Raw genomic sequence first — 21,265 nt, forward strand, 5'->3', positions numbered from 1 at the left:
CCTCTCCCCGTCGAAGCCCTGGTCGGGTCCGCGGACCACGGCGTACGTCCCGGGCAATGTATCAGGTCACCAGCTCCTCAGAGGGCTTTTCCGACGGCTGAGCGGGCAGGACGCGGTCGCGCAGCCGGGTACCGAACAGCACGGCGACACCGAACACCACGAGCACCACACCGAGCGTGAACCGCAGGCCCTCGGTGTCGGCCAGCCAGCCGAACAGCGGCGAGCTCAGCCCGCCGACCGACATCGCCAGGCCGAGGGTCAACCCGCTGGCGGTACCGGGACGGGTGGGCAGATAGTCCTGAGCGAGGGTCACCTGATTGGCGAACGGCAGGAACATGGCCAGACCGAACAGCACGGCGCCGAGTTCCAGTACGAGATGGTTCGGGCTGAACACCACCCCCGCCAGCGCCGGAATGCCCAGCAGATACCCCGCCCTGATCGGCACCAGGCGGCCGCGCCGATCACCCAGCCAACCGCCGAGCACGGTACCCGCGGCGCCGGCCAGCGTGAACGAGGTCAGCGTGACCGCCGCGGCCGCGGCCGAGGTGTGCAGCTCACGAAGCGCGTACAACGACAGCAGCGAACTGACTGTCACATAAGGGATCGACCAGCCGATGGTCGCCGCGACCAGCCTGCCGAAGGCGCGCCAGTCATCCGAGATGTCCACAGTGGACTTTCCAGCCGCGCTTCCGCTGTTGACCAGGGCGGGGACGTTGCGACGATTGAGCAGCCACAGCAACGCCATCACCACTGCCGGGACCGCCAGCAGGGAGGTTCCCGACAGGCCGAACGATCCGACGACCACGGTGACCAGGGCGGGAGCCAATGAACTGCCCAGCGTGCCGCCCACCGAGAACAGGCTCATCGCCTGCTGCGACCTGCCGCCCACCGCGCGAGCCTGATTGGTGGCAGGCGGATGGTAGGCGGCCACGCCGATTCCCGCCACGGCAACGCAGATCCACGTGAGCAGGTAGCCGTGCGCGAAGCCGGCACCGGCGATCCCGCCGGCGGCCACGAGGAAACCCAGGGGTGCCAGCCAGTTCCGCTGGGACCGGTCCACGATCATCCCGAACACCGGCTGCACCACACTGGACAAACCCGTTGCGGCCAAGGCGATTCCGGACACCGCCGCATAGCTGTAGTGTCGCTCGCTCATCATGAACGGCAGCAACGCCGGCACCGAGCCCTGGTACAGATCGTTGACGACATGGGTTCCGGTCAGGAAACCCAGTTGAGCCTTTCTCATCGCTTCGCCTGCTCCAGTTGTGCCGCAACGGAAATAAGGGTCGTCTCGGCACCGTGGCGGCCGGTGAGCAGCACGCCGGCGGGCAGCCCGTCCGGCGTCCGGTGCATCGGGACGGTCACCGACGGCTGACCGGTGATGTTGGCCAGCGGGGTGAGCGGGTGGAACTCCAGCATGTTCTCGAAGGTCCGCGCGGGATCGGCATCGACAAGGCCACCCACCAGCGGTGGCAGCCGGGCCGTGGCGGAGCCGAGGACGACGTCGAACCGGTCGTAGCGGCCGGCGATCCGGCGAGCGGTGGCCTGCAGCGACACCAGCGCCGACATGAAGGTGAGCGCGTCGTAGCCCCGTGCCTTCTCCCGCAGCCACCGGGTCAGCGGCAGCAGGTCCTGCTCCCGCCCGGCGGGGACCGGCACCGACCCGGCGAGCAGTGACCACACGACGGTGAACTCCGCGCGATAGTCGCCGGGGCCTGCCGGCGGGGCCTCCGCTATGTCATGGCCCAGCTCCGCGAGCAGTTCGGCGGTGTCCTCGCACGCCTTCCGGCACGGCGGGGCATCGCTCTCGGGTCCCCGGATCACGCCGATCCGCAGGCGGCCCGGATCGCGCTTCGCGCTGTCCAGGAAGTGTCCGGGCGGCATCGGCGGCAGCTGATGGGCGTCGCCGGGACGGGCGGTACTCATGACGTCCAGCAGCAGCGCGGCATCCGCGACCGTGCGGGCGATCGGACCGGCGGTGGCCAGCCCGGCCGAGTCCGGGCCGGGTGCCGGGCTCACCCTGCCCCTGGTCGGCTTGATCCCCACCAGTCCGCAGCACGCGGCCGGGATCCGCACCGAGCCGCCACCGTCGCTGCCGTGCGCCGCCGGGGCGAGTCCCGCCGCGACCGAGGCGGCGGCCCCGCCGCTGGATCCGCCCGCGATGCGGGTGAGGTCGTGCGGATTGCGGGCCGGACCGAACACCGTCTCGGTGTAGGAGGAGCACCCGAACTCGGCCGCGTTGGTCTTGCCCAGCACCACCATGCCCGCCCGGCGCAACTGCGTCACCACCGCCGCGTCCACCTCGGCCACCCGGTCGGCGAAGACCTTCGATCCGGCGGTGTACCGCAGCCCCTTCACCGGCCACGTGTCCTTCACCGAGACCGGCACCCCGCACAGCGGCGGCAGGTCCCGCGTGCCGGACACGACCAGCGCCTCCGCCTCGCGGGCGGCCGCGAGCGCACCCTCGTGGTCCACGGTGAGGTAGGCACCCACCCCGTCGTTGTCGCGATCGATCCGGCCCAGGTACTCCTCGGTGAGCTCCACCGGGGACACCTCGCGTGTCCGCACCGCGGCCGCCTGCTCCACGAGCGTCAGATCTGCCATCTCAACTCCTCATGTCATCTGAGGACTTGCACGGTAGCCGAGCACGCGGTGTTAGGCAATCCTAATTAAGCTTCGTCCGGGCACCCGCGCAGTGAGGTTTTCTCAGTAGTGGTCGGTTGCGTTCGATACGGGCGACGGCTGTCGCGGGCTTGCGTCCTGGTCAGCACTGTCGCGAATGGGACATGGGGGACGTTCAATGCCGTCAATGTCGCATCCGCGACACTCCAGTGCCGAGGCCCCCTGCCCCGAACGCGTCGTTCAGGACGTTCACCGTCCCCAACGGAGCTTCCGAGACACCGACACCACCGCAACCCCACCCCACCAGCCACCGACACCACCCGACCACCTCGGGAAAACACCCCCAGCGAAGCCAGACTCCCACCCCTTACCGAGAAACCTCAGTGCGGCCCACCGTCGCGGCGGTACCAGCCCAGGCCGCGGAAACGTCAGCACAGGTCGCGCTTCGAGTGGCCGGGACTCGAGGCGGACCTTGGTTGCGCCCTACCGGCGTCTGCGCCAGGCCCTGCGGTCGGCGGCGACGCCGGACAGGTGCAGTGCGAGACACAGCAGCCCCGCGGTCGTGAGTGTGGTGGTCGTGACGAGGCGTCCCAGACTGGTGTCGATCAGCTCCAGGAGCAAGGCGAGCGCGAAGAGCACGGCGGCGGCGATGGCGAACATGGCGTCCCTTCACATCCGGACGGCGACGGTGCGGACGGCGACGGTGCGGACGCCGCCGCGTCAGCGGGCTTCGGGCGGGCGGTCGCAGCCTAGGGCGACTTCGGTTCCGGTGGTACCGCCACAGGACGGGTCCCGCACCGAGGCAGCGGAGTAGCGCCGAGGGCCGAGCCCGTACGTCCTTTGTGGATAGTCAGCTGGCCAGCCGGTGGACGGCGGGACCCCTGGGGCATCGGGGCCATCAAGGGAACGGGATGTCGGTGAGGCCGGTCGGCCAGGTCAGATCGGTGCCGATGAGCCGGGCCGGGCGCACGCGGTGGAGCAGTTCGGTGACCGGGGCATCCGCGTCTCGCGTGGTGTCGGCAAGAATCTGCTGATAGCGGGCGAGAAATTCGCGGGCGTCCGCGATACCGAAGGTGCGGGTGCGCAGGGTCGCGACTCCCGTGAAAGGCTCGTCGTCGGGTTCGACGAGGAACAACGCCACGTCGTAGTGCAGCCCGGCCGCGCGGAAATCGAGCAGGCGCAGGTCGAGGTCGCCCGGCCGCTGGGCGCGTGCCTCGCACATGGCCCGGGGGTAGACCTGGAGAGTCGTCTGGAGTTCCGGGCTGTCGCCGCGTTCCCGCAACGCTCGGAGCACGGCGTCGAAGGGGGCGTGGCGGTGTTCTATCGCGTCCAGCACGATCTCCCCCACTTCCCGCACCAGTTCGGCGACGGTGCCGCCGGGGCGCACCGGGATGCGAAGGGGGAGCCGGTTGCTCATCAGGCCGACGGTGTCGTCGTACTTCTCCTCGTCGCGGCCGGCATAGGTGGCGTTGATCATCGTTTCCCGCCTGCCGGTCCACTGGGCGAGGCAGAGTGCCAGCGCGGCGAGGCATACGCAGTACACGGTGGTGCCGGTGCCCGATGCCAGTGCGCGGGCCGCCCGGCCGAGAGGCCCGGGAAGCACGAACTCGATGTTGAAGGTGTCGTACCCGTTGTCGGCCCGGTCCACGCCGGCGCGGGCGAGCGGCACGCGCCATGGCGCGCCGGCGAGGTGGTTCAACCACCACGAATGGTCCTCCCTGGCCATGGCCGATGTCCCGCTTGCCGCATCCTCGGCGATGAACTCGGCATAGGGTGCCACCGGCCGCGGGACAGGCCCACCGGACGCGTGGCGGTAGCACCGTTGCAGGTCACGGACGAGCGCGCCGCAACTCCAGCCGTCGGCGACGAGGTGGCTCACTGTCAGCAGCAGCACATGCCGGTCCGGTGCCAGGCGGAGCAGCATCGCCCGCAGCGGGGCGTCCACCGACAGGTCCAGCGGGATCGCCGCCTCGCGTGCCCGGTAGAGCTCGCAGATCGACACCGCGACGTCTTCGTCCACATTGGACATCTCGATGATGGGAAGGGGAAAGTGTCCGGGGGCGGGGCGAAGCACGCTCCTCGGCCGGCCGTGCTCGTTCACGATGCGCAGCCGGAGAGCGTCGTGCCTGCTCGGCAACAGGCAGAAGGCGCGCTGGAGGACGCTCGTGTCGAGCGGTCCCGTGAGCAGGTAGGTGGTGGAGATCTGGTCCGCGTTGCGCGTGGCACCGCCCGTTGCCTGTGTCCATCGTTCCAGCTGGTCGCCGCGCAGCGGATAGCCGGCTTCCTCGTCGGCGCGGTCGTGGTGTGGCGGGTCCCCCGGTCGCGCGCTCATCGGACTCGCATCGCGGACAGCATGCGGTAGATCATCTCGGCGCCCTGGCGCAACGCTGCCGCGCCGACCCGTTCGTCGGTGCCGTGCATCCGGTTGAGGCTCTCGTTGTCGATCAGGTGTGGGTAGATCCCGTAGACGGGAACGCCTCGGGCCCGCAGGGGACCCGCGCTCGTCCTGGCCTCGAACTGGGTGGCCGCGGCGCCGGCGCCGGGGTAGGTCTCGTGCACCGCGTCGCGCCACATCCGGAAGACGTCGGTGTCCGTTGTGGACGGTGGCAGGGCGAGGTCGGCTTCGAGCCGCGAGAGCGTCTGTTCCTCGGTCGCTCCCGGCTCGCCGAGGACGTCGACCGACACGCCCGAGCCGTCGAGGAAGCGGCGCAGCGCGGCGATGACCTCGCGAGGGTTGTCGCCGCCGGGCTGGAACACGATGCGCAGCTGCGCGGCGGCGTGGCTGGGTATGACGCTGGGATAGTCCCCGGCGCTCGCAGACATCACGGACACCGTGGTCCGGAGCAGGGCGTCGTGCAACCAGGGGTAATCGCTGCGCGCGACGATCATCCTGCCCGCGCGATCGCGGGTGGACTGGTCCCCGGCGTTCAGCATCGCCCGGATGGCGCTCGCGAAGTGCTCGTCGTGCGTGCTCGTGGCCAGCTCGGCGAAGTACGCCCGCACCAACGCGTTGGGGCGGACATGCCGGGGGAAGTCGTCAAGGCGGCCGAGCGCGCGTCCCACCAGGACGGCGGCCTGGTTCGGGTAGGGCCGGGAACTGTGTGTGGCGAACCGATCGGCGACGAGGGCGACCGAGACACCCCTGCGGTCTGCGCAGGTCAGTGACGCGAGCATCGGGCTCCGCTGATCGCGCTGGGCGAGAAACCAACCGCCTTCGGTAATGGCGACCCCGGCGGCGATCTTGTCGTAGTGGTGGTCGGCCAGCCAAGCCACCCCGTACTGGCCGTTTTCCTCGTCGCAGTCGGAGAGGAAGATGATGTCGCGGTCGAAGACGGCGCGCTCGCGAACATGGCGGAGCAGGGCCGACATGAAGATCGCGTTGGTCCCCTTCATGTCCAGTGCGCCTCGGCCGTAGAGCCATCCGTCACGCAGCTCACCACCGAAGGGGTTCACGCTCCATTGCTGCGGGCCGGGTGGCACCACATCGGAGTGGCCCATGAACAGCAGTGGCGCTTTGGCGCCCTGTCCGGTGACCCTGGCGACGAAGTGAACATTGTCCGGGGTGGGCGTGGGAATGACCTCGCCGGCGACCCCGGCCGCCCGCCACAGGTCCCGCAGCAGCAGAGCGTAGGGAAGGGTGACGGCGCCACCGCCGGCGTTGGACGTGTCCTGGCGGACCATGGCGCGGGCCAGCTCGACGGGATCGGTGGCATCCAGCCCACCGGGTACCGCCGGCAAGGCCGGGCTCCCCGTCGCGGCGCCGCGGCCGGTCCCGCCGAGCAGCGCACCGGCTGTGGCGGTGCCGAGGCCGAGCGCTCGCCGGCGAGAAAGGCCGCTCGGGTGCCGTGGATTCGTCACGATCTGTCCTTTCTGGATAGTTCGCGGCCGGGAGCCGATCAGCCCACTCGGTGAACGAGCTTGACGATCCCCGCGAAAGTCGGGGAACCGAGCAGCTTGCGCAAGGCGACGCGGTGGCCGAAAGCCTTCTCCAGCTTGGTGGCGAACCGGACGGCCAGCAGGGAGTGGCCGCCTGCCTCGAAGAAGTTGTCCTCCGCCGTGGCCGGGGCGGCACCGAGCAGCTGCTCCCAGATCCCGAGCACGGTGCGCTCGGTGTCGTCGGACGGCGTGAGGCGTTCGCTCCGGTTCCCTGCGGCGTGGCCGGCGAGCCGGGCGAGTGCGACGCGGTCGAGCTTTCCGTTGGCGCCCAACGGCAAGCCGGGCAGCACGACGATCCGCGCCGGCAGCATGTAGTCCGGCAACCGGTCCCGGACATAGGCGCGCAGGACCAGTGGATCGGTCTCCTCGTTTTCGGTGACACACCCCACCAAACGAGGATCACCTCGTTCGTCGGAGACGTAGACGCCCGCGTCCGCGACGGACGGGGCCCCGCGCAGCGTGGCCTCGACTTCCTCGAGCTCCACCCGGTAACCGCGGATCTTCACCTGGTTGTCGGTCCGCCCGGCGATCTCCAGGTCACCACCGCCCGTGATCCGGCCTCGGTCCCCTGTCCGGTAGCGCCGGACACCATCGTCCCCGGTGACGAACCGGTCATCATCGCCGTCGCCGACGTAGCCGAGCGCGAGCGGCGGCCCCGCCACCCACACCTCGCCGACCACTTCGGGCGGCAGCCGCCGGCCGAACCGGTCGTGCACCGTGAGGGAGGCGCCTGCCACCGGCCTGCCCACCGGCACCCGGTCGGCGTCCGCCTCGAGCGCGGAAGTGTCAAAGGCCGCGACGTTCGACGCCGTTTCCGTCATGCCGTAGAGGTTGAGCAGCGTGGTTCCGGGGAAGGCTTCGCGGAACTTCCGCACGGTGCTCACCGGCAGCGCGTCCGCCCCGCTGGTGACGAGGGTCGGCAGATGTGCCGGACCGCCTCTACTGCCCACCTCGTCGACCAGTCCGGCGATGAGGTGCGGGGTGAGGTACAGATGCGTGAGGCGCTCCCGTTCGAGCGCGTCGGCGAGGAGCGCGGGGTCCAGCACCTCGTCCTGGCTCAGGTAGACCGACGGCACACCCTCCAGCAGGCCACCGAGCAACTCCCAGGGCGAAGCGACCAGGGAAACGGGCTTGTGGACCGCCAGCACCGAGCCGGGCGGGAAGGGGTGGTCACGCCACATCCAGCGCAGCCGGTTGAGGACCGCGAGGTGGCTGATGCGCACGCCTTTGGGGTCTCCGGTGGTACCGGAGGTGTAGACGACATGAAACACGCGTGAGGCGGAGTCGTCGATATCCCGAGGCGCGAGCACCGGCCCGTCCGCGACCTCGTCCAGACGCACCCGGGGCGCGTCGAGGATCGGGAACTGATCGAGTCCCGGCGCGGCGAGGACGCAGTCGGGCGCCGTCTCCTCCACCATCCGGCGCTGGCGGCGGGCCGGGATCGCCGGGTCGAGCCCCAGGTAGCCGCCGCCGGTACGCAGGACGGCGAGCACACCGACGAGCGCCCGCGGTCCCCGGTCGGCCGCGAGGGCCACGACGCTGCCGGGGCCCACACCGCGGTCGGCGAGCCGGGCCGCGAGGCGACCGCTCCACTCGTCCAGTTCCCGGTAGGTCACGACCTGCTCACCGCTTTTCGCGGCGACGGCGTCGGGTGTGAGCGCTACGCGGTCGGTGAACAGTCTCGCCAGACACGCGGCACGGTCGTCGGTTGTGGTTGTGCCGGTTGTGGTTGTGCCGGTTGTGGTTGTGCCGGTTCCGGCCATGTCGGACAGCATCAGTGAATGCCTCCCGTGACGAGTGCGGTGACGAGGTGGTGGTGCCTCGGGTCGGGCAACAGGTCCAGCGCCCGAACCCTGACGTGCGGCGTCTCGACGAGCGCGCGCAGGGCGATCAGCACGCTCTCCAGCACGCGGCGGGCCGCGTCCGCGGACAGCAGCTCGTCCTGGTAGGCGAACTGCAGGAGGAGTTCCCTCGGTCCGTGGTGCTGGGCGTAGAGCGCGCAGTCGTACTTGGTGTAGCCGGTGTCCAGCTCCACGAACCGGAACCGGACCCCGGCCGCGGTGGCGTGGCGGACCGGGTAGGCGGGCATGTTGAGCATGGTCTGGAACACCGGTGTGGTGGCGGAGCTCCGAGCCGCCGCGGGCAGGTCCCGCAGCATCCAGCCGAAGGGGTAGTCGGCCGCGGCATAGCCGTCCAGCACCACCTCGCCCACCCGGCCGGTGAAGGCACCGAGGTCGATGTCCGCGTCCACCGCGATGCGCAGGGGCAGCATCGACAGCATGAAGGCGGGCACATCCGCCTGCTCCGGGCGGTCGCGACCGGCCATCGGGGCGCCGATCACGACTTCGTCGGCATCGCTGTAGTACGTGAGCGCCAGTGCGTAGGCGGCGACGAGGTAGACGAAGGGGGTGCGGCTCGTGCTCGCCACGGCTTCGCGCAACGTCGCGGTCAGTTCCCGAGGAATGACGGCCTCGATGATCCGGCCTCGGTACGTGGGCCGGGCCGGCCGGCTGCGTTGCGCCACATCGAGCACGGGCAGTTCGCCGTCGAGCTGACGCTTCCAGTAGGCACCGGCTTCGGCGATCCTCGGGGAACGCAGGAGCCGGTCGTGGAAGTCGAGGTAGTGGTCATAGCGCGCGGCGCGTTCCGGGTTCGCGGCGGCGCCGGGGTCGGCCGCTGCCCGGTACAGCTCGGCGAGGTCCTGGAAGAGCACCGTGGCGCCCCAGCCGTCCAGCAGGATCTCGTGCATGGTGACCAGCAGCCGGTGGTGCTGGTCACCGAGGACGAACAGCCGGGCCCGCAGGCACGGTTGCGTGGCCAGGTCGAACGGGCGAGCCGCCTCGGTGGCGGCCGCCTCGCGGTACTCGCGGTATCGCGCTTCGGTGTCGAGGTGCCTGAGGTCCTCCGCCTCCGGAAGACTCACCGTCCAATGTGGATAGATGTGGACCGGTGTGCCGTCCTGTTCGGTGAACCGGGCGAGCAGGAGCGGGTTCTCCCGCAGCAGCAGTCGCCAAGCCCGGCCGAGCCGGTCCAGGTCGAGCGGGCCGTCGAGGAGCAGCGAACCTTGGTAGCTGTAGTAGGGGCTGTCCGGGTCGAGACGCCAGTGGAAGTACACGCCTTCCTGCTGCGGTGTCAGTGGCCGGGTACGCGCCCCCATCGGCTCCGGCACCGCGCCGGAGCGCGCGACCGGAGCCGAGGTGGCCAGTGCGGCGAGTGCGGCCGGACTGCCGTCGCTCAGGACGTCGCGCAGGACGGCCGTCGATCCGCCGGATCGGAGCCGGGACAGCAGGCGCATGGCCAGCAGGGAATCGCCGCCCAGTTCGAGAAAAGTGTCGTCCCGGCCGACCGCGTCGACATCGAGCAGTTCGGCCACGACTTCCGCGATGTGCCGCTCCGCGGGGTTCTTCGGTGGACTGAGGGAACGGTCCACCGACCGTTCCCGGCGTGGCGGCGCGGGCAGGGCCGGGTAGTCCGTCTTGCCGTTGCGGGTGAGCGGCAGGTCGGCGAGTTCGACGAACGTACGCGGCACCATGGCCGTGGGCAGCCGCTCCGCGAGGTGCGCACGCAACCCGTCCGCGGACAGCGGTGTGCGCGCGGGCACCACGTAGGCGATGAGGCGGGCCGGCCCTGCCGAAGTCGTCAGGCCCGTCTCCCTGGCGACGAGTGCGGGGTCCGGCGCCGCGGTGTGCACCGTCACCGCGCACGCGGCCACCGCCGGATGCGCGCCGAGGACCGCCTCGATCTCGCCGAGTTCCGTCCGGACACCACCGATCTTCACCTGCCGGTCGACGCGGCCCAGGTACTCCAGCTCACCGGACGGCAGCACGCGCACGGCGTCGCCGGTCCGGTAGACCCGGCCGTGCCCGGTGAAGGGATCACGGTAGAAGCTGCCTGCCGTGCGCCGGGGATCACCGAGATAGCCACGGCCGACGGCGACGCCACCGACGAACAGTTCGCCGGCCTCGCCCCGCCGGCAAGCCGCCCAGGCGTTGTCTTCCTTACGCAGGACGTACAGCGTGACGTTGCCGATGGGGCCGCCGATCGGCAGATGGCGCACCTCGGAGTCCGGCGGGCTCAGCCGCGCGTGCGTCACGTCGTCGGAGCACTCCGTCGGGCCGTACGCGTTCAGCAGACCGACCGCGGGGAACGTGGCGAACCAGCGCGTGGCCAAGGCGGGCGGAAGTTCCTCGCCGGTGGCGATCAGCCACCGGAGTCCCGCCAGGTCCGCGGGTTCCGCGCGGGTGTCATGGGCATCCAGCAGCAGGCGGATCAGCGTGGGGACGACCTCGAGGACGGTCGTGCCGCGGCCGGCGACAGCGTCCAGCAGGACCTCGCCTTCGCGGGCTTCGTCGTCGCCGTAGACCTGGACCGTGGCACCCACCAGGAGCGGGGCCAGCATCTGCCAGACGGAGATGTCGAAACCCAGTGGCGCGGTCTGGGCGAGCCGGTCGCCCGCGCCGAGTCCGAGGTCCTGGACCTTCGCCCACAGGTGGTTGAGCATCCCCTGGTGTTCGACGAGCGCGCCCTTGGGCCGCCCGGTGGACCCCGAGGTGTAGAGGACGTACCGGATTTCGCCGGGAGCCGGTGGCAGCGGCCGGGCCACGGCGAAGGCCTCGTTCTCGGCCAGGGTCAGCGGCATCGTGGGGCAGTCCGCCGCGCCGGCGCCTGCCTGGAGGGACGCCCAGCTGTCCGTCCGCCCGGTGGTGATCAGGAGCGCCGCCGCGCTGTCGGCGAGTACGCCCTCGATGCGGGCCGCCGGCCATCCCGGGTCCACCGGGAGGTACACCGCGCCCAGCAACTCCAGGGCCAGAAAGGCCGTCACGACCTCGACCCCGCGCTCACCGCCCACGGCGACGACCTGACCAGGGCCGGCCCCTCGGGCCGCGAGCACCGCGGCCGCGCGCCACGCCCGGTCGGCGAGTTCGCCGTAGCCGACGGTGCGACCCGCCTCCGTCACCGCCGGCTGCTCGGGCCGCCGGGTCGCGTGCCGCATCACATGCGTGATCACCGCATCGGTGCGGTCGTACGGCTCGACCCGGGACAGGGCGTTCGCGATCGCTTCCTTTCGCTGGCCGTCGGCGATGGGCAGCAGCGGGAAATCAGCAGGCGCGACGAGCGGGCGTTGTCCGGTCATCGGCGGCTCTCCTTTTCCCCGATCACCAGCAGGTACTCGACCGGCACGCCGGTGCCCCGGTCGTCGGTGGTGATGAAACGCTCGGTCATCTCCACCATTTCGGCGCGCAGATCGGCCCATCGGCTGGGCGGGGAAATGGCGTTGCGGGCGGCGATGCACGGACCGAAACAGGACTCGAAGAACGCGACGAGGGCCTCGGCCTCCGTGAACGGGTACCACAGCCAACGGCGCTCGGTGACCAGCGTGAACCGCGCCCCGAAGAGGTCGCGCAGGTAATCCTCGCGGCCCCAGAGCATGGGCTGGCCCTGATGCCCTGTCGGAAAAGGAAAGTAGGCGGAGAGGATCTCCTGGAAGTGCGCCGTCCAACTGCGACTGGTCCAGTTGCACAGGCCGATCCGGCCCCCTGGGCGGCAGACCCGCGCCAGCTCGCCCGCCGCGGCCTCATGGTTGCCGGCGAACTGCACACCGTAGGTGGAGGTGACGAGCGAGAACGAGTCGTCCGGGAACGGGAGATCCTCCGCGTCGCCAAGGTGGAACTCGATCTCGACACCGGCCGCCGCCGCGCGCTCGCGGGCGTCCGGGAAGAACTCGTCGGTCAGGTCGAGTCCCTGGACATGCGCCCCACGCAGCGCCGACAGGATGGCGACGTTGCCGTTGCCGGTCGCCACGTCCAGGTGAGGTGTACCGGGTTCGGGGGCGAGCCGGTCGACCAGTTCGACGGCTCCCGGCCGGAGCAGGTCGGCGACGTGGCGGTACTCGCCGTACGACCACATCGTGCGATTGACCTCCCGGAGGTCCTGATCGGTGGGCATGGTGTCTCCTCTCCTTCAGAGGTTGAGCAGGCTGCCGATGCCCGTGGTCTCGGCCCGTGCACGGATGCGGTCGGCGACGGCGATGTCGAGAATCGACATGCCGAAGGAGTTGCTGATGACGATGTCGGTGTCCCTGCGCCGGCCGGGGTGGCGCCCCGTCACGACGTCGCCCAGCGACGCGTCGACCCGGCGGGCATCCGGGTGCGGGGTCACCCCGGCGCGCGACTCGCCGTCCGGGCCCAGCAGCGTTCCCGCGCGGTGCATGCGACCGAGCAGCCGCCGGGGATCGTCGCGCACCAGGCCCCAGTCGTCCACCACGAGGAGGTCCGCGGCCAGCACAGCCGCTTCGGTGAGGTCGTCGAGCGAGACGTGGGCGACCAGCGCGCCGGGCTTCAGCCAGTCCGGCTCGATGTACCCTTCCGTGACGGTCGTCACCGAGACGACAAGATCGGCCCCCGACACGCACTCCATCGGACCGCCCGCGGCCTTCACGGTGACGCGGTCTCCGCCGGGGAGCCCGGCGACGAACTCCCGGAACGCCTGCGCCCGGACCGGCGTGGTGTCGTAGACGACGACCGCGTCGATGGTGGGCGCCGTGTCGAGGAGCAGCCACGCGTGCGCCTTCGCCAGCGTGCCGCAGCCCAGCAGCGCGAGGGTGCGGGGCGACTCGACGGCCAGGTGCCGCACGGCGAGGGCGGTGACGCCCGCGGTACGCATCGCGCTGATGTACGCGGCCTCCATCATCGCGACGGGCCGGGCCGTGTCCGGATCGAGGAGCAGGGTGACGCCCTGGGAACGGGGAATACCGCGGTCGGGGTTGGCCAGGCTCGCGTTGATCGTCTTGAGCCCGATCACCGGTCGCGCGCCCGCGGTGAGCGCTCCCGGCATGGCCAGGCAGCGAGCGGCGGCGCCGTCGGACGTGGTCCAGCCGAGATAGGCCTCCTCCGGGAGGATCGACCGGCCTTCGCCATGCAGGACAACGGCTTCGGCCACGGTCTCGACGATGTCCACACCGTGGACCGCCTCGATGACATCCGCCCGCGTCAGATAGCGGAACGCGTGCTCGGGATAGCGTTCGAAATCCACAGGACCAGACCTCCGGGACTGACGAGGGAACATCGGCTTAGCCGCTCGCTCGCGCGACGGACCGTTTTCCGGTTCGGTGGGTGCGAAGCACGAGGACGGGGACGAGCGCGGTGAGGACGAAGACCACGCCGAGCGCTATCCAGCCCGTCGTGCCGAGAGCGATGACGACTCCGGTCATGAGCAACGGGCCCGCCACCCGGTTGGCCGTGGTGCGCCCCAGGTTGAACAGCACCAGGTAGGCGCTGCGCGCGTTGTCCGGGGCGAACTCGTACGACAGCGTCCATGAGGCACCTACTTGCAGCACTTCGGCGAAGGTCAGCACGACGATGGTGCCGGCGAAGATCGCTATCGCACCGGCGGCCGGGAACCCCGGCGCCACGGCGAATCCGGCACACGAGACGGCGAGCAGTCCACCGGCGATACCGCAGGCCAGCCAGGAACGCCGGACGGTGCCGTACAAACCGTTCAACGGGTACTGCAGCGCGATGCAGCCGACGGTGTTCACCGCATAGAGAAAGCCCACGAAGCGGTCGGACACGTCCGTACGGGTCACCAGCCAGAGTGGGAACGCGACGTTGAGAATGGGCGTCCACAGGGACAGCACGGCGTGGTAGGCGGTGAGGCTCAGCAAGCGGCGATCCGTGAGCAGGGCACGGAAATCCGGCCGGGCTCCCGCTTTCCCGCCCTCGTCGCGCATACCGAGCAGGAGAAGGGCGACGGCCAGGTAGGCCACCGCACCGCCGACCAGCAACCAGTGAAAGGCGGAACGGCTGTCGGCACCGAGCACCACGCCCGCGATCAGGCCGCCGAAGCTGATGCCCACGTTGACGACCGTGCGCTGCAGTGCCATCACCCTGCCGCGCAGATCTTGCCGGGCACGGCTGCCGATGTACGCCTGGACGAGCGGTGGCAGCGACTGTTCGGTGACCGCGACCACTGTCGCGATCACCAGGAAGCCGCCCCAGCCGTCGACTCGGAGGTACGCGATGGTCGCGACGGCGCGGACCAGGTTGAGCGCGACCAGCAGCGGGCGGGGACCGAAGCGCTCCGACAGCCGGGCGATCGGAACCGCTGCCAGCATCGCCAGCCCGCCCGCGACGCTCATCCCGGCGCCCACCGACGCGGTGCCCAACCCGACGACCTTCACGAAGTAGATGGTCGACACAGCCAGGAAGAGGCCTGTCCCCGTCCACTCCACCATCGCCAGCAATTGAATCGCCGGCAGGTAAGATGTGATCCGGGTCCGCGTGGCAAACATTCGAACCCGCGCTCACCCCGAAACCCGGAAAGTCAGCCCGGCCGCGCGCCATCGCCTCACCGCGGCGCCGATGTCCGCGTGGATGCCCTGTCCCCTCGCCCAGTCGTCGGAGAAAATGGTGTCGGCGTATTTGGTGCCGCCGTCCGCGGCCAGGCAAACGGGAAAACCGGCGACCGAGCCCACGGTGACGTCGTCGAGCAGTGCGCGCAGGACACAACCGGTGGATCCGCCGACCGTGCGGCCGAGGTCTTCCCTGACCATGCGGCAGACCGCAATGGCCTCGGCATCATCGACGTGCACCGCGTGGTCGTATTCGTCGCCGCGCAGGAAAACCGAGCGCCTGCCCGCACCGATCCCGGAAATGAGACGTCTGCCGCCGGCACCGCCCAGAGCCACCGAACCGGTGACGTCGACGGCAACACATCTGACGTCCGGACGGTGGGCGCGCAGATGGGCCGCGATTCCCGCCAATGTTCCCCCGGTCGATACCGGTACGTAAACGGCACCCAGATCCGCGCCTGCCTGTTCGGTGATCTCGGGCCCCGTACTGATCCGATGCGCCTCGGGATTCGCCGGGTTCTCGTATTGGTTCGGCCAGCGGTAGTCCGGGTGCTCGTCAAGAATTCGGCGCACGGCTTCGAGTCTCCGCGACAGGTAGCCACCCTGCTCGTCGGGTTCCTCCACGACGACGAGCCGGGCTCCCTGCTCGAGCAGCGCTCGCCGGGTGGCCTGTGGGGTCTTCGGATCCACGACGGCCAGAAAACCGCAGCCGATACCCGCGAGGAGGTGAACCATGGCCAGGCCAAGGTTTCCCGAGGTGGATTCGACGACCACGGTACCCGGCACGAGAGGGCTTTCACGATGCAGGTCGCTCAACAAGCCCACCGCGGTACGGCTCTTGACGGACCTGGCAGTACCGCATTCTTCCAGCTTGAGGCCAAAACTCACCGCGCGGCCCCGTAGTGACATCTGGATTCGACGCAGTGGAGTACGACGCAGGACCCTTTCGAAAGCCTGCTCGACCCGCAGAAAGGAACTCCCCATCATTTTTTACCCCCAGCACAGCCTGAAGATCGCGCACGGGCCCCCATGACCGGCATTCGAACGTGCGCAAACCCTCTCGTCTTCGACTGTGCCCCAGCCCGGCCGCACTGGTCAACGCGATCGGCCAGAATGCACCGAATGGCGCAGCTAGACCCGGCCGATCCGGATGCGGTGTCCGGCGCGGCCGGGACCTGGCCGAAACGGTGGGCGGCACTGGCGACGGGAAGCGTCAATTCCTCTGCTTGCTAGTCTGAGTTCGATCAAGGGAGGGATCATGCCACTGCGCGCCATCGCCGCGGTCGTCGCCGTATTCGCACTGTCCATTGTGGTCACTCCGGCCGCGGACGCCGCCACGCCGGTGAACCAGCTGAAACCGCTTCCGCTGCGCGAGCTGTACGACCAGCCGGGCCAGAAGTACCTCTACAGCGCGAACTGGGGAGAAGTCGTCTCGGCGCAGAAGAGCTTCGATATGAAGATGCCCTCGCCGCGGCCGCTCGGATACGTCTTCGCGAACTCCGGGGAGTCGACCAAGCCGATCCACCGCCTCAAGCAGACGGCGACCGGCAACTGGATCATCAGTACCGACCAGGACGAGATCGACTACCTGACCTCGCACGGCTTCACGCTCGAAGGCCGCACCGGGTACGTCTACACGTCGCCGGTGAACGGCGCGAAGCAGCTCAACCGCTACACCAACGGCAAAGGCTGGCGGCTCGCGTACGACCAGCCCGCCGGTTACACGCTCGACGGCCCCGTCGGCTACGTACTGCCCGAGTACTATCAGGTCGGCGCGTACTACTTCGGCGCCTACGACGCGGCCAACCCGGACGACCTGTTCCTCCAGGCGGTGAAGAACGCGTTCGGCCGCTTCCCCGACCCGTGGGGCGGAGTGCGCGACTTCCACGGCGACCCGGACAGCCCGTGGGGCCCGGTCGCGCGGAACACCCAGGGCTGGCCGGGCGACTGGAGTCAGCTGAAGCCGGCCATCGGCTACTACGACGACAGCAGGACGGCCACACTCGAGGCCCAGATCGACCAGGCGGCGAACGCCGGGCTCGGCTTCTTCTCGTTCTACGACTACTGGAACAACCAGAAGGGCACCGCGACCGGCGACGTCGCTCTGAAGACCTTCCTGCGGGCCGCCAACACGAACCGCCTGCAGTTCATGCTGAGCATCGTCATTCCCTACGCGAAGGACGACCCACAGCACCTCATGCTGCCGGCCGCGCAGTTCGACGCCGCGGCCGAGAACTACTCGGGCTACCTGACCAAGGCCAACTACCTGATGACGCAGGAGGATCGCCCGATCGTGTTCATCGAAGACGGCGGCGGGATCGGGAACGGCAGCGCGGCCGACCAGAACGCGTTCATCGGCCTGCTGAAGCAGAAGATCGGGGCGAAGACCGGCAAGGACGCCTACATCGTCAACCACAGCGAGCACCCGACCGCGTTCCAGGTGAACGGCGACGCCTTCGGCTGCCTGAACATCGGCCAGTACATCCAAGCGGGCAGCTACAGCCAGTACGTGCAGAACGCGCCGGCGTACTTCGCGAACGTGGACACCAAGGGCAAACCGATGCTGCGGTGCGGTATGAGCGGCTTCGACGAGGCGCCACGCACCGGCTTCTGGGAGGCCAAGCAGGATGTCCGGTACTTCAAGGACGACGCGAGGGCCCAGTTCCCGGCAGCCATGACGATGACGCTGAACAGCATGAAGAGCCAGCCGGCGAGCCCGATCGACAACTACCTGACGATGTACGCGTGGAACGAATGGCACGAGGGCGGCATCATCGAGCCGAACGTGCGCGACGGGAAGTACTACCTCGACACGATCCAGCGGACATTCCGGCTGCCCGCTCGTTAAGGCCCGCCGAAGCCGAGCCTTGGCGAAATCGACGCCTCCGCCAGGGAGCTGTCCGCGGCAGGTGTCCCGTGCAGCATCCAGACCGGGACCGCTCCCCCGGGGCCGGTATTACCCTCCCCGGGAAACGGAGGTCCGGTCATGATCACGTTCGTTCTCGTGCACGGTTCCTGGCACGACGGCTCGGCCTGGGACGCTGTCGTCCCCGAGCTGGAACAACTCGGTCACGTCGCCCACAGCCCGACGATCGCCGGTCACGGCAAGGAAGTGGACAAGGCGGTCGGGCACGACGACTGCGTGTGGTCGATCCAGCGGTTCATCGTGGACCACGATCTCGCGGACGTGGTGCTGGTCGGCCACAGCTTCGGCGGAACGGTGATCGCGCGGGTCGCCGAAGAGATCCCGCAACGGCTGCGTCGCCTGGTCTTCTGGAACGCTTTCGTGCCGCTACCGGGTACCAGCGTCGACGACGATCTCCCGCCCCACTATCGCGAATTGTTCGCGCGCCTGGCGGGTGAGTCGGACGACAACACGGTGATGGTGCCGTTCCCGATCTGGCGGGAGGCGTTCATCCAGGACGCCGGCCTCGACCGGGCGACCGCCACCTACCAGCAGCTGTCACCGACGCCGTACCAGCCCTTCCTGGACCGGCTCGACCTGTCGAGGTTCTCCCGGCTGGAAATCGCCAAGAGCTACCTGAACTGCACCGACGACACCGCGCTTCCCCCCGGCGAGTGGGGCTGGCACCCGCGGATGTCCGGGCGGCTCGGCCTGCACCGCCTGGTGCAACTGCCCGGCAGCCACGAGGTCGTCTTCACCAACCCCCGGCTGCTCGCCGAGAAGATCGTGCTCGCCGGAAGGGACTGATGCCGCCCGGCGTCATTCGACGAAAATGTCGACCGACGGCCGCATTTCCGCGCAGACTCGCAGCACCTCGTGCACGACGTGATTCTCGAAGGCGCCGAAAACCTCGACATCGACGGGCCGTTCGTCGTCGATGACCGGGTAGGCACGCTGCGTCAGCGCGTAGTCGAACCGCGGCGCCCACTTGCGCGCGCCGAGCCGGGCCGTCACGGAACAGTTGTCCACCAGGTAGGCGATCCCGCGGGCGTGCATGTACGGGTTGAGCGAGTCGACGGCCTCGATGACCGACTCGTTCGCGATCTCCGAGTACGGATGACCGAACTCCCGCAACGTGTCGATCTGCGCCATCATCACGCCGACGAACACACCCGCGGTGAACGGATCGAGCGGGATCTCCTCCGGAACCCGGTCCGCGCGCACCTTCTGGCCGACCCGCCACATGTCCGCCTGGTCGATCCTGCCCATCGGAAACCGGGCCAGCCGCCTGCCCGCCAGCACCACGCTGCGCAGCTCGTCGCCGGAGCGCACCTCGTCGTAGATCTCGTGCATCAGCTCCAGCCCGACCGGATAACTGACGGAGTACGCCTCGGCGAAAACCCGCCGGCTCCCGGCGTCGAGCAGCCGGTGGACACCGAGCAGGCCGTCCCGGGAGATCACCCGCGAGATCGGGCCGGTGACCGACTCGGCCGAGTGCCGGAACGCGTCCTCGGCACTCCTGCCCTGATCGCGGAACCGCCGGTAGAGACTCTCCACGATGCCGTGCAGCGCACCGGCCAGGATGCCGCGCTCGCCCGACAGATCCGAAAGATACTCCGACCGCAGCGTCGTACGGAACGTGTACGGCGCGCCGAGCGCCACCGACCAGCCCAACGCACGCTCGACCGCCCGGCCGGAGACGTCCTGGTGCACGGCGAAGCTCGCGTTGATCCCGGCACCGTTGATTTCCTTGCCCTGCAAGTAAAGTGCGCGGACCGAGGCGCCCATCCCTTTAGGACAGACGGCGATCACGTCGACGTCGGCAGGGAACTCGTCGCCGACCAGGTCCAGGTGGCCGAGCAGGAAACCGTGCGACAACCCGAGCGTCGTGCCCGGCCGCAGCGCCGCGAAGACCTCCCGGTACGTCTCGGCCATCGCGCCGTCCGAGATCAGCAGGATCACCATGTCCGAACCACTGATCACGTCGTACATCTCGCCGAGAGTGCCCTCCTCCGGCGTGAAGCCCGCCCGCACCGCGGCGTCCCACGACCCCGAGTCCCGGCGCAACCCGACGGTCACCCGTACCGCGCCGCCCAGCGAGTCCCGCAGGTTCCGCGCCTGAGCCGAGCCCTGCGGACCCCAGCCGATCACACCGACCTGGCGCACGCCGTCGAAGGCCGCAGGCAACCGGTCGAACAGATGCCTGCCCCCGCGCACGATCGGCTCCCGCCGGTCGGCGACGGCGATGTACTCCTTGTCGAACACCTTCGTGTCGAAATCCAGATCCACGGTCACCGTCTCATTCTGGAATAGCACCGAGCACGACGACAACTCACTTGTCCAAGAAGCCAATCCACGCTGATCAACAATGCAAACCGCTCAGATGCCGTCGACGCCGAACGAGAATTCCCATCGAGGTGTGCCCTGCGAGTGACGTCATGGTGGCCAAAAGTCCCGAACATGCCCGATGCGCTTCCCCTCGGGATCCTCGTCCGCGATCATGGCCACGTGGTAGATCCGACTGACCTCGACCTGCCCGGCAACTGGGGCCGGTGGGGATCCGACGACGAGCTCGGCACACTCAACCTCATCACCGACGACGTGCGCGCGAAGGCCGCCGCGGAGGTGCGGACCGGTCGATGGGTGTCGCTGGCGCAGCCGATCACGCCCAACCCGATGGTCAGCAGCCCGTTCGCGCCGACCACAGTGGACGTCTCTCCCGTGCAGCAGATGATGTCCCACACCGGAATGGGCGTGGCGGCCGACCTGATGCTGATCACGAACCATCACGCGAAGTCGACGCACATCGACGCGCTGGCGCACTGGTCGACCGGCGACGAGGTCTACCCGGGTCGTCCGAGGAACGAGGTCGTGACAGCCGAAGGCGTCACCTTCGCCTCGACGACGGCCTTCGCCGCCGGAATCGTGACGCGCGGGGTTCTGCTCGATCTGGCGATCGAGGAACCGCTCCCGTCCGGGCACGCGGTGACCTCGCGTGACTTCGAGGACGCCGAGCAGCGGCAGGGCGTCGAGGTACGGTCGGGCGACGCGCTGGCCGTACGGTTCGGCTGGCCCGCCGACCCCCTCCTCCCGGGCAGGCCGACTCCGGGAATCAGCCTCGACGCGGTGCGCTGGATGCACCGCCGCGGGGTCGCGCTCTACACGGGCGACCGGGGCGACGCCTACCCGGCACTCGACCCTGCTGGACCGTCCCCGCTGCACGGCGTCGCGCTGGGCCGGATGGCGATGCCGCTGATCGACGGGTCGCAGCTCGACGACCTCGCGGCCCTGTGCGTGGAACTGAAACGCCACAGCTTCCTGCTCACCGTTGCCCCGCCACGCATCCACGGCCTGACCGGCATCACGGTCAACCCCATCGCCGTGTTCTGATTCGCGGCAACAGTGCCGGGCAGCTGCCATCGCCACGACGGTGCCCCGCTGCTCGACATCAG

15 protein-coding genes are annotated in these 21,265 nt (G+C 69.5%); 3 read left to right on the forward strand and 12 right to left on the reverse strand.

Features of this window, described 5'->3' with window-relative positions; all coding sequences use genetic code 11:
- Positions 1–61: 61 nt before the first annotated feature.
- The 11 genes from ACFW0G_RS19910 to ACFW0G_RS19960 all read right to left on the reverse strand — a co-directional run bounded on the left by ACFW0G_RS19910 (position 62) and on the right by ACFW0G_RS19960 (position 15,895).
- The gene (locus ACFW0G_RS19910) at positions 62–1,246 is read right to left on the reverse strand and encodes an MFS transporter (protein ID WP_378326812.1); all 1,185 of its coding nucleotides are present in this window, start codon (positions 1,244–1,246) and stop codon (positions 62–64) included.
- Positions 1,243–2,604, reverse strand: a complete 1,362-nt coding sequence (locus ACFW0G_RS19915) for an amidase (RefSeq protein ID WP_378326813.1) — start codon at positions 2,602–2,604, stop codon at positions 1,243–1,245. The genes ACFW0G_RS19910 and ACFW0G_RS19915 overlap by 4 nt, the downstream gene beginning before the upstream one ends.
- A gap of 501 nt (positions 2,605–3,105) precedes the next feature.
- A complete protein-coding gene (locus tag ACFW0G_RS19920; RefSeq protein WP_378326814.1) occupies positions 3,106–3,282 on the reverse strand; it encodes a hypothetical protein in 177 nt (58 codons plus the stop codon).
- A 238-nt stretch (positions 3,283–3,520) separates the two neighbouring features.
- Positions 3,521–4,954, reverse strand: a complete 1,434-nt coding sequence (locus ACFW0G_RS19925) for a condensation domain-containing protein (RefSeq protein WP_378326815.1) — start codon at positions 4,952–4,954, stop codon at positions 3,521–3,523.
- Positions 4,951–6,480, reverse strand: a complete 1,530-nt coding sequence (locus ACFW0G_RS19930; protein WP_378326816.1) for a M20/M25/M40 family metallo-hydrolase — start codon at positions 6,478–6,480, stop codon at positions 4,951–4,953. The genes ACFW0G_RS19925 and ACFW0G_RS19930 overlap by 4 nt, the downstream gene beginning before the upstream one ends.
- A gap of 38 nt (positions 6,481–6,518) precedes the next feature.
- Positions 6,519–8,333, reverse strand: a complete 1,815-nt coding sequence (locus tag ACFW0G_RS19935; RefSeq protein ID WP_378326817.1) for an amino acid adenylation domain-containing protein — start codon at positions 8,331–8,333, stop codon at positions 6,519–6,521.
- Positions 8,333–11,692, reverse strand: coding sequence for an amino acid adenylation domain-containing protein (locus ACFW0G_RS19940; RefSeq protein WP_378326818.1), 3,360 nt, complete (start codon positions 11,690–11,692; stop codon positions 8,333–8,335). Before ACFW0G_RS19940 ends, ACFW0G_RS19935 begins: the two co-directional genes overlap by 1 nt.
- Entirely contained in the window at positions 11,689–12,504 is an 816-nt protein-coding gene (locus ACFW0G_RS19945; RefSeq protein ID WP_378326819.1) for a class I SAM-dependent methyltransferase, read from the reverse strand. The genes ACFW0G_RS19940 and ACFW0G_RS19945 overlap by 4 nt, the downstream gene beginning before the upstream one ends.
- 15 nt (positions 12,505–12,519) lie before the next feature.
- Complete coding sequence (locus tag ACFW0G_RS19950) at positions 12,520–13,590, reverse strand: ornithine cyclodeaminase family protein (protein WP_378326820.1); 1,071 nt, start codon at positions 13,588–13,590, stop codon at positions 12,520–12,522.
- 37 nt (positions 13,591–13,627) lie between these two features.
- Positions 13,628–14,791, reverse strand: coding sequence for an MFS transporter (locus ACFW0G_RS19955; protein WP_378326821.1), 1,164 nt, complete (start codon positions 14,789–14,791; stop codon positions 13,628–13,630).
- A 69-nt stretch (positions 14,792–14,860) separates the two neighbouring features.
- Complete coding sequence (locus ACFW0G_RS19960) at positions 14,861–15,895, reverse strand: pyridoxal-phosphate dependent enzyme (RefSeq protein WP_378326822.1); 1,035 nt, start codon at positions 15,893–15,895, stop codon at positions 14,861–14,863.
- A gap of 271 nt (positions 15,896–16,166) precedes the next feature.
- Between ACFW0G_RS19960 and ACFW0G_RS19965 the strand changes: the two genes are divergently transcribed.
- Entirely contained in the window at positions 16,167–17,756 is a 1,590-nt protein-coding gene (locus ACFW0G_RS19965) for a glycoside hydrolase family 99-like domain-containing protein (protein ID WP_378326823.1), read from the forward strand.
- A gap of 138 nt (positions 17,757–17,894) precedes the next feature.
- Positions 17,895–18,620: an alpha/beta fold hydrolase gene (locus tag ACFW0G_RS19970; protein WP_378326824.1), complete on the forward strand. Its 726-nt coding sequence runs from the start codon at positions 17,895–17,897 to the stop codon at positions 18,618–18,620.
- Positions 18,621–18,632: 12 nt separating this feature from the next.
- On the opposite strand, the gene ACFW0G_RS19975 is transcribed toward ACFW0G_RS19970, so the two are convergent.
- Positions 18,633–20,108: a ketol-acid reductoisomerase gene (locus tag ACFW0G_RS19975; protein WP_378326825.1), complete on the reverse strand. Its 1,476-nt coding sequence runs from the start codon at positions 20,106–20,108 to the stop codon at positions 18,633–18,635.
- A gap of 213 nt (positions 20,109–20,321) precedes the next feature.
- On the opposite strand from ACFW0G_RS19975, the gene ACFW0G_RS19980 reads away from it, so the two are divergent.
- Positions 20,322–21,203: a cyclase family protein gene (locus ACFW0G_RS19980; RefSeq protein ID WP_378326826.1), complete on the forward strand. Its 882-nt coding sequence runs from the start codon at positions 20,322–20,324 to the stop codon at positions 21,201–21,203.
- The last annotated feature ends 62 nt before the right edge of the window (positions 21,204–21,265 follow it).

Source organism: Amycolatopsis sp. NPDC058986 (assembly GCF_042741125.1).
Lineage (GTDB): Bacteria > Actinomycetota > Actinomycetes > Mycobacteriales > Pseudonocardiaceae > Amycolatopsis.